The organism is Nostoc commune NIES-4072, assembly GCF_003113895.1.
Classification (GTDB): Bacteria; Cyanobacteriota; Cyanobacteriia; order Cyanobacteriales; family Nostocaceae; genus Nostoc; species Nostoc commune.
Genome location: NZ_BDUD01000001.1, coordinates 1,239,441 through 1,251,247, shown reverse-complemented (window position 1 = coordinate 1,251,247; position 11,807 = coordinate 1,239,441). Strand labels below are relative to the sequence as shown.

9 protein-coding genes and 1 pseudogene are annotated in these 11,807 nt (G+C 41.6%); 3 read left to right on the top strand and 7 right to left on the bottom strand.

The features are described from left to right. The first annotated feature begins 195 nt into the window (after window positions 1-195). Window positions 196-351, top strand: a complete 156-nt coding sequence (locus CDC33_RS38350) for a hypothetical protein (protein ID WP_181373901.1) — start codon at window positions 196-198, stop codon at window positions 349-351. 64 nt (window positions 352-415) lie between these two features. On the opposite strand, the gene dxs is transcribed toward CDC33_RS38350, so the two are convergent. From dxs to CDC33_RS05545, 4 genes and pseudogenes are all read right to left on the bottom strand, one after another. Beyond that, window positions 416-2,323, bottom strand: a complete 1,908-nt coding sequence (gene dxs / locus CDC33_RS05560; protein WP_109007638.1) for a 1-deoxy-D-xylulose-5-phosphate synthase — start codon at window positions 2,321-2,323, stop codon at window positions 416-418. A 536-nt stretch (window positions 2,324-2,859) separates the two neighbouring features. Beyond that, a complete protein-coding gene (locus CDC33_RS05555) occupies window positions 2,860-3,306 on the bottom strand; it encodes a hypothetical protein (protein ID WP_109007637.1) in 447 nt (148 codons plus the stop codon). Window positions 3,307-3,724: 418 nt separating this feature from the next. After that, window positions 3,725-4,687, bottom strand: coding sequence for an aldo/keto reductase (locus tag CDC33_RS05550; RefSeq protein WP_109007636.1), 963 nt, complete (start codon window positions 4,685-4,687; stop codon window positions 3,725-3,727). Between the two features lie 519 nt (window positions 4,688-5,206). Beyond that, window positions 5,207-5,398: pseudogene (locus CDC33_RS05545) on the bottom strand (DUF2811 domain-containing protein); the annotation flags it as partial. A gap of 473 nt (window positions 5,399-5,871) precedes the next feature. Between CDC33_RS05545 and CDC33_RS05540 the strand changes: the two are divergent. Continuing rightward, window positions 5,872-7,143, top strand: a complete 1,272-nt coding sequence (locus CDC33_RS05540) for an MDR family MFS transporter (RefSeq protein ID WP_109007634.1) — start codon at window positions 5,872-5,874, stop codon at window positions 7,141-7,143. Window positions 7,144-7,174: 31 nt separating this feature from the next. On the opposite strand, the gene hisIE is transcribed toward CDC33_RS05540, so the two are convergent. Beyond that, window positions 7,175-7,825 (bottom strand): bifunctional phosphoribosyl-AMP cyclohydrolase/phosphoribosyl-ATP diphosphatase HisIE, encoded by a 651-nt coding sequence (gene hisIE, locus CDC33_RS05535; protein ID WP_109007633.1) that lies wholly within the window; start codon window positions 7,823-7,825, stop codon window positions 7,175-7,177. A gap of 101 nt (window positions 7,826-7,926) precedes the next feature. After that, complete coding sequence (locus CDC33_RS05530) at window positions 7,927-8,115, bottom strand: ChaB family protein (RefSeq protein WP_100899632.1); 189 nt, start codon at window positions 8,113-8,115, stop codon at window positions 7,927-7,929. A 105-nt stretch (window positions 8,116-8,220) separates the two neighbouring features. Between CDC33_RS05530 and hemL the strand changes: the two genes are divergently transcribed. Next, window positions 8,221-9,519, top strand: coding sequence for a glutamate-1-semialdehyde 2,1-aminomutase (gene hemL / locus CDC33_RS05525; protein ID WP_109007632.1), 1,299 nt, complete (start codon window positions 8,221-8,223; stop codon window positions 9,517-9,519). A 704-nt stretch (window positions 9,520-10,223) separates the two neighbouring features. Here the strand turns inward: hemL and CDC33_RS05520 are convergent. After that, entirely contained in the window at window positions 10,224-11,042 is an 819-nt protein-coding gene (locus CDC33_RS05520; protein ID WP_109007631.1) for a fasciclin domain-containing protein, read from the bottom strand. Between the last annotated feature and the right edge of the window lie 765 nt (window positions 11,043-11,807).

The window sequence follows — 11,807 nt, the reverse complement described above, 5'->3', positions numbered from 1 at the left end:
TGCGCTTACCCTGCTAACCCAGCTTGGGATTTAGTTGCAGCTATTAACCTCAGTGAACCATCATTTTGTCAACCTACACCGCTACACATAGAGGTAAATACCGATGGAAAACCAGAGGTTAACCAGGGCCAAACTCTTGCTATTCCTAATCAACCACCGAATACTAATGTTTGCTTAAATCCCAGTTTAGCTAACTTGCCATTTACTAGCCAAGAGTTATTCTCAGATGAGGCTAAACTCCAGGCTGTACCAGAAGCTAGTTTCGGGTTAGGATTACTGGCTGCGGCAATGAGCGCTGTTTTTTTGCCAAAGCGTTTATATACGACAATGAGTAGAAATAGCGATCGCTAATATTCTCAGGAAAATAACCCCTGTTCTAGGGGTTATTTTTGAATAATTAATGTTGATAAATTAACTAAACCACAGCAGATACTTGCTGCTTAAAGAAAGCTTGCAATACTCTCTCTGCTATTTGATGGCTAGTTAAACCTAATTCTGTCTTAGATTCATTGGGTTCAGCATGATCTACTAATACATCTGGAACACCGAATCGCTTGACAGGAACGAGGATATCTGCATCTAGTAAAGCTTCAGCGATCGCACTACCAAAGCCACCCATGACACAGCCTTCTTCTAAGGTGACAACTCGGCCAATTTTCTTAGCTAAAGGTAAAATCAACTCGGTATCCAAAGGCTTAACAAAACGGGCATTAATTACAGTTGCTTCAATGCCGTGTTCGCTGAGAATTTCCGCAGCTTGCATTCCTGGATAAACCATTGTGCCATAGCCAACGATTAATACGTCATCGCCTGTACGCAGAATTTCTCCTTTGCCGATTTCTAAAGGTTCCCAACCTTCTTCCATCAAGGGGACACCGTAGCCATTGCCACGAGGATAGCGCATAGCGATCGGGCCACTGGTATGGTTAACGCCAGTTACTACCATGCGTTGCAATTCTGCTTCGTCTTTGGGTGCCATTATTACCATATTGGGAATGCAACGCAGATAAGCGATGTCATACATACCTTGGTGGGTAGGCCCATCAGATCCGACAATTCCTGCCCTATCCAAACAGAAGAATACTGGCAGGTTTTGGATGCAGACATCGTGAATTATCTGGTCATAAGCGCGTTGCAGAAAGGTAGAATAAATGGCAGCTACGGGGCGCATCCCTTGAGTTGCAAGTCCTGCTGCTAGGGTGATTGCGTGTTGTTCAGCAATGCCGACATCAATATATTGATTAGGCAGTTTCGCTTGAAGTTTATCCAAGCCTGTCCCCGTTGCCATCGCCGCAGTAATCCCAACGATTTTGGGGTTTTGTTCGGCAAGTTTCACCAGAGTGTGAGAAAAGACTTTGGCATAAGCCGGAGGTTTGGGTTTGCTAGAAGGAATGGCTTTGCCAGTTGCTACGTTGAAGGGGCTTTGGGCATGGTAGCCAACTTGATCTAGTTCGGCAATTTCATAACCTTTGCCTTTGACTGTTGCTACATGTACCAAAACTGGGCCTGGTATTTGATGTGCTTGTTGGAAGGTGGCAATCAATTCTTCGAGATTATGCCCATCGACTGGCCCAATGTAGGTAAAACCGAGTTCTTCAAAAACTGCACCTACCTTGGGAACAGCCAAGCGTTTCATACCTTCTTTGATGCGTCCGAGTTCGGGAGACAAAGATTCACCCACGAAGGGAATTTGCTTAAATTGTTCTTCAAGATTATCTTTAATAAATTGCACCGGCTGGCTGAGGCGCATTTTGTTCAGATAACGGGGAATCGCGCCGACGTTGCGAGATATAGACATGTCGTTGTCGTTGAGAACAACCAACAGGTTAGTTTTTGGCAAGTGTCCGGCATGGTTGATGGCTTCTAAAGCCATACCCCCAGTCAGCGCCCCATCTCCAATAACAGCGACGGCTTTAAATTTTTCCCCTTTCAAGTCTCGTGCTAAAGCCATGCCCAATGCTGCTGAAATACTTGTAGAAGCATGTCCAGCCCCAAAGTGGTCAAACTTGTTTTCACAGAGTTTGAGATAACCTGCAACTCCGTCCTTTTGTCTGAGGGTGTGGAAGCGATCGTATCGTCCTGTAAGCAGTTTGTGGGGATAAGCCTGGTGTCCTACATCCCAAATCACTTTATCCCGATCTAAGTCCAGCGTCTGGTAAAGTCCTAGTGTTAGTTCTACAACACCCAACCCTGGCCCCAAGTGTCCACCATTAACTGCTACGGTTTGGAGATGCTTATCTCGAATCTGACGGGCAATCTGTTGCAGTTGGCGAACAGATAAACCGTGCAACTGATTAGGATGGGTGATTTCGCTCAGATGCATATTATAGGGTTTTCCTCTCTAACTTCAGGTTTTCGGTATTTTGATTTTCCCACGGCCGGGTTGTTCACATTATCAGACTCTTACATTGTTACTAAGTTGTAGCGGAAAGTATAACTTCGTAATTGATAATAGTGAAAAATTTGTTAACCATTAACAATTTGTCCAAATAAAATTGAAATCAGTTAAACTCAAAGCACATTTGTCAATAAGTGATGCTACTTAAAGATAGTTGCTAATTCGTATAAAAAACAGGTGTTACAGCCACATTTTGCGGAGATTCCTTAGCTAAATCACTCGCTTTAGTTAAACTCAGTATTTTTTTAGTAAAATAATCTTTCTAAATTAATAATTATAAAATTTTGTTTTACTTCTGAGATAACTAGCAAATAACATGCGATTAAAATCACAGCATGAAGTTTATATAATTTGTGCAATAATTTAGACTTTCCTAAATTATTTATAAACAGCAAGATTCCCGACTCTTGTAAAAAGTCGGGATCTAAGGCTTTCGATTTGAACGAAATCAAATAAGATTACTATTTACCAAAAGCATCTTTGATATTATCAACAGTGCGTTCAACAACATTCTTTGTGTTGTCTACTGCTTCTTTAGTCCGAGTTGCATCTTCGTCTGCTCTTCTTTGAATTGTAGCGGCATCTCTCTTTGCTTTGCGCTCAACAAAACTACCATTGTCTGTTGCTTGGTCAACTTTACTGGCGTTGCTCTTGGCAGCTTCTTTAACTTTATCTTTTGTATCCTCGATGAAATTTTTGGCCCGTCCAGCATCTTTACTGGTTTTTTCTTGAACTTTATCGCCTGCGTCTGATGATGCGATCAAGGTTGCAGTAGGAGCAGCCATTGCTGAAGTGTTCGAGAAAAATGCACCTTGCCAAAGAAAAGCGATCGCTAACATACAAAACAGTGTTGTAGCCATCCAGCGTTTTACGGTAGAAAGCTGTTTTGTAACATAATTCAATTTCATAGAATACAATCTCAATGTGACTTAGTATACTATTTCTAATTCATTTAGCTGATTTGCCATATCGTTCCCTAGATAGAAGTTTTTGCGTCATTAGTTATGAAGTGAATTCACTATTTTGATAGATTGAATTTTGAGTAAAGGTTTTTTTGTTGCTAATTAAGGAGCGAATTAAAAATTCACAGCTTTTAAATATGAGCTTAGACGCGTAGAGGCTTGTCCTTAGCGATCGCCATAAAGTTAATTAACTTGCGATCGCACCCGCAATGCTATTTTCCAGGCTTTTGGGCAAGCAACTTAATACTCTACCTAAGCATAAATAACGCTTTTAAAAGGTTATATTTTGACTAATTAATTGAGCGGGCAAACGGCGTGTTTGATTCTGAGCAGGCATATATATATGACTAACACTAAGAAAGTATCACGCTGACATCAATTGCTGAAGGCGCTGTGGTTCCTCTCCTAGCCAATCTGGATTTTGGGCAGTGCTATCGAAAATTGATGAGGTTTTGAAAGGCTCAAACTTGCCGCGTGATGCCGCTTCTGCCGTTTTTGCTAAAAGCGATCGCACCTGCTGGTCATTCATTGGCTGGAATGTCCGCACTGCTTCAAAAGCTTGCTCTAGAATCTCCATGTTGTCAATTCCGGTAATCACAACCGATGTGGGCAGATTCAAAGCATAGTGTAAACATTCAATTGGGGTTACAGTATTTGACCGTAAAATAATACCGTTTGCCAAGCTTTTCATTCCCAGAACACCGATGTTTTGTTTAACTAGTTCTGGCACAACCAGCTTTTCAAAGCTTCGGTAGTGGGCATCCATCACATTAAGCGGCATCTGCGCTGTATCAAATTTAAACCCGTTAGCGGCTGCAACTTCCAGCATGTGCAGATGAACATAAGGGTCTTTGTGCCCAGTAAAACCAATATATCGGAGTTTGCCGGCTTCTCGTGCCTCAATCAAGGCAGCATTCGCTCCTTCTTCGTCAAAAACTCGATGTGGGTCTTCGTGCCGAAGGATTTCGTGGTGCTGAACGAGATCGATGCAATCAACTTGCAGGCGTTGGAGTGATTCGTCTAGCTGTTTTGCTGCTACTTTTTTAGAACGACCATCGATTTTCGTCATCAAGAACACTTTATCTCGATAGCGATCGCGCAGCGCCTTTCCCATGCGAATCTCGCTGACTCCACCGTTGTAATCCCAACTGTTATCCATAAAGGTAATGCCACGATCAATGGCTGTTCTAACAATTCGGATTGCCAATTGCTCATCAACGTGCTTCAAGGCGAGATGCCAACCACCCAATCCAATGGCGGAAACTTTTTCTCCTGTACTACCGAGAACTCGATATAGCATTTCTGAATTTGATGTAGTTCCTGGCATCTATTCTCCAAGTCTTTCAACTATTACTTTACATATAGCTATGTGGCAATTCAAACACAAGGGCAAGTTGAGAATATCTTGCTGAAGATACACTTTTTAACCCGATCAGGAAATTATTGAAGAAGCCAAAATACCGATGGCAATTTGGAATGTGTGAGATACAGAAGCGACTTTACACCAATCCACAGCAATGCGCCCCTAGTAACATGTTTGTATTCAAAATAAAACCGTTATGTAACAAATACTAACGGTCAGCTAAATATATTCAAGTTTTGTCTCAATTATAAATTTTGCACTATTACCAACTAGTTTTGGCAACAAGAGAAACTATTGGAACCTCTTTAAATCTACTGTTCTTTTTTGTTGTAATATTACCCCGATATGAGCGATCGCTTTGGTTCAAAATCCCATTGATGGGGCACGGTTTGCCGTGCCCATATTAGGTCATACCAGTATCTAAGGGGTGTCTAGTAAATTAGCTGTTGCGGGTGAGTTGGTACAAGGCATTTTTACTGTGGAGTGGTGGAACAATGTTTCCAGATAAACTCGAGCAGCACGGCGATCGCTATCTCCATTTTGGAGTAAAAACAATGATAGCGCCGCCGTCAATACTCTGTTTTCATCCCAATCGGGATGGGTTTCTAAGTAGTTTTTTAAGGATTCGTGGAGTGTTTCAGGAATTTCTGTAAAGATGCTAACCGTTGCTTTCATGAGATTTTCCTCCTATGAGGATAATCAAGAGGGACAAGTTGCTTGCGCTGAAGCGGCTTAGAGCTATTTCACACGCTCTTTCGCCAGCCCGCCAATCTACGCTTACATCTGGTGGTAATATATTTTACACATTTGATGCCAACGGTTGAACGGATTACAAAAGCAAGCCGAATCATTGTGCGCCAAGAGGGGGTGGGTTTGTCAATGCTGCGAAATGTTAAAAACGAGTGTATAAAAAATAAATGCGAACGTAATAATCAGCGTTTAAAGCCATTTTTCGTTACATAACTTTATAAGAACTCAGTCCTTGAAGTTACTTCCCACTATTTATCAACAATCCCCAACAGGATAGTAAGAAGCCCATTACCTCGTAGATAACTTGTGGAAAACTGTTAAAATCCCTGTGGAAACCCTGTGGAATGCGTGAGGAAAATAGCAGCCAATGATAAGAATTACAAAAATGTCACGAAACCATGACATCTAAACTCATGAAATTAGCTTCGCAATCGCAGTTATCATCGTGGCTGCCCTCGATACATCCGCAGGTATGGATTTTTGCAATTGGTAGATTTCTGTCGGAAGTTGGTACTGGCTGTACCCTGTTTTACGCCCCGATCTTTTTTGTCAATCAAGTTGGTTTATCTGCAACCAGTGTTGGGGTAGCCTTGGGTAGCGCTTCGATTTCCGGCGTTGTAGGGCGGATTGTAGGTGGTTCTTTGGCTGATTCTGAACACTGGGGACGCCGCCGCACTTTATTGCTAGCCACGGCGATTTCCGCAATTGGTTCTCTGGTTTTAGCTGCAACCAATAATTTTATGATTTTGGTAATCGGTAGCTTGATTAGCGGTTTAGGGATAGGTTTCTATTGGCCTGCTGCTGAATCTGTTGTTGCTGACGCTAGCCAGATTGACAATCGCCGCGAAACTTTTGCGATCGCTCGCCTAGCTGATAATCTTGGGTTAGCTATCGGAATTATGCTGGCTGGTTTTTTGATCTCAATAATTGGGAGTTATCGCTGGCTTTTTGTGATTGATGCCATCTCTTTTTTAGTGTTTTTTGGGGTTGTCTATATAGGAATTAGTGAAACTGAACAGCAGCAAATAGAGGAATCTGAAAACACAAAACTTTTTGCTTCTTGGATGGCAGTATTAACAGATGGCCGTTTCCTGGTTTACATAGCAGTTAATATATTCTTTACAATCTATATTTCTCAAATCCACAGCACCCTGCCGCTTTTCTTCAAAAACTTTGTTATCAAAAGTACTACTGAAGGATTTGCTCAAACTACGATTAGCGTTTTATTTGCTTGGCATCTGGTGTTCGCCATCATCTGTCAGTTGCCTGTCACTAGTATCTTAAAACGCTGCTCTCACACACTCGCACTAACTGTTTCTGCTATTTTCTGGGCAATTGGTTTTGGACTGATTTGGGTAAGCGGCACTGCCCCATCTGATAATCTGGTTTGGGCAATATTGGCATTGGGAGTATTTTCTGTGGCGATTGTCTCTTACACCCCATCTGCTGCTTCTTTAGTGACGGAGTTAGCCCCGGAAAATCAACGTGGTGTTTATTTTTCCATCAATGCTTTGTGCTGGGCTGTTGGCTCATTTATTGGTCATCCCTTGGGTGGATGGGCATTAGATCAACCACAAATTATTACCAATAGTTACTGGTTATGCTTCATCTTGAGTGTAGCGATCGCAGTGGCGATTTTACAATACCTAAATCGAATTTTGTCTGAGTAGGGGCGCACACCTGTGCGCCCCTTATTCCTCCTCATTGGCGACGTTCTTGCAACTTACGATATACCGCTTTTAAATCAACTTGATGGTGAGCTAAGGCAACCAAAGTATGATATAGCAAATCAGCCACTTCACCTGCGATCGCATCTGCTTCATCATCCTTAAAAGCCATTACCACCTCGGCGGTTTCCTCACCAATCTTTTTCAAAATTTTGTTATCGCCACCTGCCAATAGTTTACAGGTATAAGAACTTTCTGTCGGATTATCGCGGCGATCGCATATTATTTGAAACAATTGCGACAATGTATCCCCTGGTGGTGGGGCAATTTTTCCTTCTATTTGGTGAAAGCAACTGCGTTCTCCAGTATGGCAGGCAATATCTCCTAATTGCTCTACCCCGATGAGCAGCGCATCACTATCACAGTCATAACGGATACTTTGCACTTTTTGAATATGTCCAGAAGTCGCCCCCTTATGCCACAATTCTTGCCGCGAACGACTCCAAAACCAAGTTTCTTCAGTTTCTAAAGTTTTTTGTAACGACTCCTGATTCATCCACGCCATCATTAGGACAGTACCATCCAAATAATCTTGGACAATTGCAGGCACTAGACCCCGTTCATCGTAGCGAATTTCCTCAACAGGGATAGCGTAATGCAGAGAGTGCGAATCGTTAGAAGACATACCACCTAGTTTGCTCTAATGAGAATAATTCATGGATTCACGATACCATTCTCAATAGGGCAACTGGCATGTTTTTTTGAATTGAACTATTTTATCTAGCTTTAAACAAGAACATTCCGTTCCATAGCAGACTGCATCTTTACAGCACTCAAAGCGACTTTGTGAGCTTTTGAGGCTTCACCATACCAATGGATGGCCGAATTAAAAGCTGCTCGGTAAAGATCCTGGTATGCTTCAGATAATCGAGTTTGAATATCTAGAGGTAAGTCTTTATTCGAGTTGTATAACATATTATTATTTTTTGGTTCAGCTATGTATATAGGATAGAAATTCTAAGTAGTTTTTGAAACTATCCTAAGATAGAGCTTTTTATTGCCCACTGTTAGGAGAGAACCTTGGTAAATACCACAATTAAAACAACAAAATCACAAGAAATCTTCGCTGCTGCTCAAAACCTCATGCCCGGAGGAGTCAGTTCTCCGGTTCGTGCCTTTAAGTCTGTGGGCGGACAACCCATCGTTTTTGATCGTGTTAAAGGCGCATATATTTGGGATGTAGATGGCAACCAATATATAGATTATGTAGGCACTTGGGGGCCAGCTATTTGCGGTCATGCTCATCCAGAAGTAATTGCAGCCTTGCATGAAGCTTTAGAAAAAGGCACGAGTTTCGGCGCTCCCTCAGTCCTAGAAAATGTTTTGGCAGAAATGGTTATTGATGCCGTTCCTAGCATCGAAATGGTCAGATTTGTCAACTCTGGAACTGAAGCTTGCATGGGAGTTTTGCGACTGATGCGGGCTTTTACAAAACGAGATAAAATCATCAAATTTGAAGGCTGCTACCACGGACACGCCGACACGTTTCTAGTGAAGGCGGGTTCTGGTGTTGCCACACTTGGCTTGCCAGACTCACCAGGAGTTCCGAAATCGGCAACTAGCACCACTCTAACTGCGCCTTTTAATGACTTAGAATCCGTCAAAGCCTTGTTTGAAGAAAACCGCGACGAGATTGCTGGTGTAATTCTTGAGCCAGTTGTCGGTAATGCTGGATTTATTGCACCTGACGCTGGTTTCTTAGAAGGATTACGAGAATTGACTCACGAACATGGAGCATTATTGGTATTTGACGAAGTGATGACAGGCTTCCGTATTGCTTACGGTGGCGCTCAAGAAAAATTTGGTGTGACTCCCGACTTAACAACCTTGGGTAAAGTGATTGGTGGTGGGTTGCCAGTAGGAGCTTATGGCGGTCGCCGAGATATTATGTCAATGGTTGCCCCCGCCGGCCCTGTATATCAAGCTGGGACTCTTTCTGGTAATCCTTTGGCGATGACTGCTGGTATTAAGACTTTAGAATTGCTGCAAAAGCCAGGTACTTACGAATATCTTGACCGGATTACTAAGAAGCTAGCAGATGGTTTACTGAAAATTGCCAAAGAAACTGGTCATGGGGTGTGCGGTGGTCAAATCAGCGCTATGTTTGGCTTATTCTTTACCTCTGGCCCAGTTCATAACTACGAAGATGCCAAAAAGTCTGATACAGCCAAATTCGGACGCTTCCATCGGGGTATGTTAGAGCGTGGTGTTTACTTAGCACCCTCTCAATTTGAAGCTGGGTTTACGTCTTTTGCTCACACTGAAGAGGACATTGAGCAGACTTTAGCAGTTGCACGGGATGTAATGTCTAGCCTGTAATGCAAATCTAGTACAAGTAGCGGAGCCAGGGCGTTGCAGTGAATCCAGCGTTGTAGGGGTACAGCAGCGCCCATTGGTGTCAACTTAACGTGAAACCCTTGTAATGACGTGATATTCAGTTCTCTGGCTTCCCATCACCATCCGTGTCACCCCACCCTAACCCTCCCCGATGTCTTGGGGAGGGAACAAAATTCCTGTTTCCCCTCTTGACAAGGGGGGATTAAGGGGAGTAAAAATCATATCTTGCAAGGAACTGGACTTCCTTGCTAATAGCAGAAGTCTTATTTTAATGACTAAGATATACCCAAAAATCTTTAGTCTACTTCAGTAGACTTTAGCTAAAATAGGACTTACGCACACTCTACGAATTCTCGGCGCTCTTGGCGTCTTGGCGGTTCGAGAAATTAAGCTTTTTAGCAATTTTTGCGTAAGTCCTATAAAAGCCAAAGAACTTTAGTTCCAGATGGGTCAGTCAAGCTTTCAATTAAGCTATTTCTAGGCTTTTGTTGACACTAATGAGCAATGCTATGACCCTACGACAGATATGGTTTTTCAAATTATTCATATTTGCTCTTTCATGTCAATGGGTAAGCATACAATATTTATTACAAAAAAACCGTCCAAAACTAACATCTGAACGGGGTTTTTTCCTATTAATACTTAATGCCAACCTAGTCTGCTACTGGCTGTACTTGTACCTAAAACTACAAGTCAGGAGGCAAAATTACCTGATCAATTGCGTGGATAACACCATTAGTGCCTGTGATATCTGCCTGGGTCACTTTAGCATCATTGACAGTTACACCGGTTGCAGGATCAACTTTAACGTTGATTGCGCCACCTTCAAGGCTTTTAACTTCGCCAGACTTCAAATCAGTGGACAACACCTTACCAGGTACTACATGGTAAGTTAAAATCTTGAGCAATACTTCTTTGTTAGCTGGATTTAACAATTCTTGTAAAGCATCTTGTGGTAACTTAGCAAAAGCTGCATCAGTAGGTGCAAAAATGGTTAAGTTATCTTTGCCTTGCAAAGCTCCAGTCAACCCTGCTGCTTTCAAAGCCCTAGTTAAGGTTTTAAAAGAACCGTTTGACTCTGCCAACCCTAACAAGGTTTTACCTTGATTGCCTGTTGCTCCTGGTGCTGATGGAGTTGTAGGAAGTGTCTCAGTGGGTTGAGTTCCTGGGATAGTGGGTGTTGGTTCACTAGGTGTAACGCTACCACCACGGTTATAGGGCGGCTCGTTGAAAATACTTGGTCTGGGATTTGTTACACTACCTTTCTGCGCTACTTGTTTAGGTTTGGTATTGCCTTTTTCCATTACGGAAGCAGCTTCACCAGGTGTGTATTGAGTGTTTACTTGAAGACGTTGACCCTTATTATAGGGAGCTTCGTTAAAAATACTGGGGTTAGGATTTAGTGCCTCTTTAGCTTCAGATGGTAAAATAATAACAAGGCTGAAACTACTAAATCCTGCTATGCCTGCCAACGTGATCAGCAATTTGCTGTAACTTGTCTTCATAAATTTTGTTTGTCTTTTTGTCCACACATTACATAAAGATTTATAACATTTTGCTATGCACAAAATCTAACCTAAGAAGGTAGAAAAATTTTCCCACAAGAGTTTGTACTGATCAGGTAAAATATCAAACGTCGGCTCACGCTGAGAATTATGAAATATATTTAGCACATATTTTATGTAATGAGTATATTTTTTTGTTTATACCAAAAATAGTTTAAAAGCCTAACTTGCTATAGGGTCAACTCTCAAAAAGTATGAAAATATTACATCTACAAGGTATGATTTACAAGAAGTTGTGAGAAATATTTTCCTTACTTAAAAGCAAATTTATATACAAAGCTCTACGTAAATTAATAGGAAATTAAAAAATACTGAATCTCATAAGGAATAAGGGAATATCTTTGAATTAACCGTTGATTATTCAGCAAAAGTACAGAAATTAATTATCTCGATATTTTAACCTAGCCTAAGCAGTAACGGAAATTAAAGTAAGTGCTGAAGACTTGCAAATGAGCAGTTAAGTTTATCTATAGGATTACTATTTGATTTTTGAACGAAATTAAGTATTGTAGAGTGTGTTAGAACGGAGTTCGTAACGCACTATGAACACGAGTTTGATGCCGTACTCTCCGTGCTAACACATCCTACGTATATTTTCTCCAAATCAAACCGGATTCCTATATGTATGCTAAATTCAATTATTTAATTATTTGATATTTTAATCAAAAAATAATCCTTTTTAATTCGATGATTTTGCTAAAAATC

Bases quoted from the DNA above. Each gene is read 5' to 3' on its own strand.
- CDC33_RS05540 (WP_109007634.1), top strand. From the start codon at position 5,872: ATGACATCTAAACTCATGAAATTAGCTTCGCAATCGCAGTTATCATCG.
- CDC33_RS05520 (WP_109007631.1), bottom strand. From the start codon at position 11,042: ATGAAGACAAGTTACAGCAAATTGCTGATCACGTTGGCAGGCATAGCA.
- CDC33_RS05550 (WP_109007636.1), bottom strand. From the start codon at position 4,687: ATGCCAGGAACTACATCAAATTCAGAAATGCTATATCGAGTTCTCGGT.
- hisIE (WP_109007633.1), bottom strand. From the start codon at position 7,825: ATGTCTTCTAACGATTCGCACTCTCTGCATTACGCTATCCCTGTTGAG.
- CDC33_RS05555 (WP_109007637.1), bottom strand. From the start codon at position 3,306: ATGAAATTGAATTATGTTACAAAACAGCTTTCTACCGTAAAACGCTGG.
- CDC33_RS05530 (WP_100899632.1), bottom strand. From the start codon at position 8,115: ATGTTATACAACTCGAATAAAGACTTACCTCTAGATATTCAAACTCGA.
- dxs (WP_109007638.1), bottom strand. From the start codon at position 2,323: ATGCATCTGAGCGAAATCACCCATCCTAATCAGTTGCACGGTTTATCT.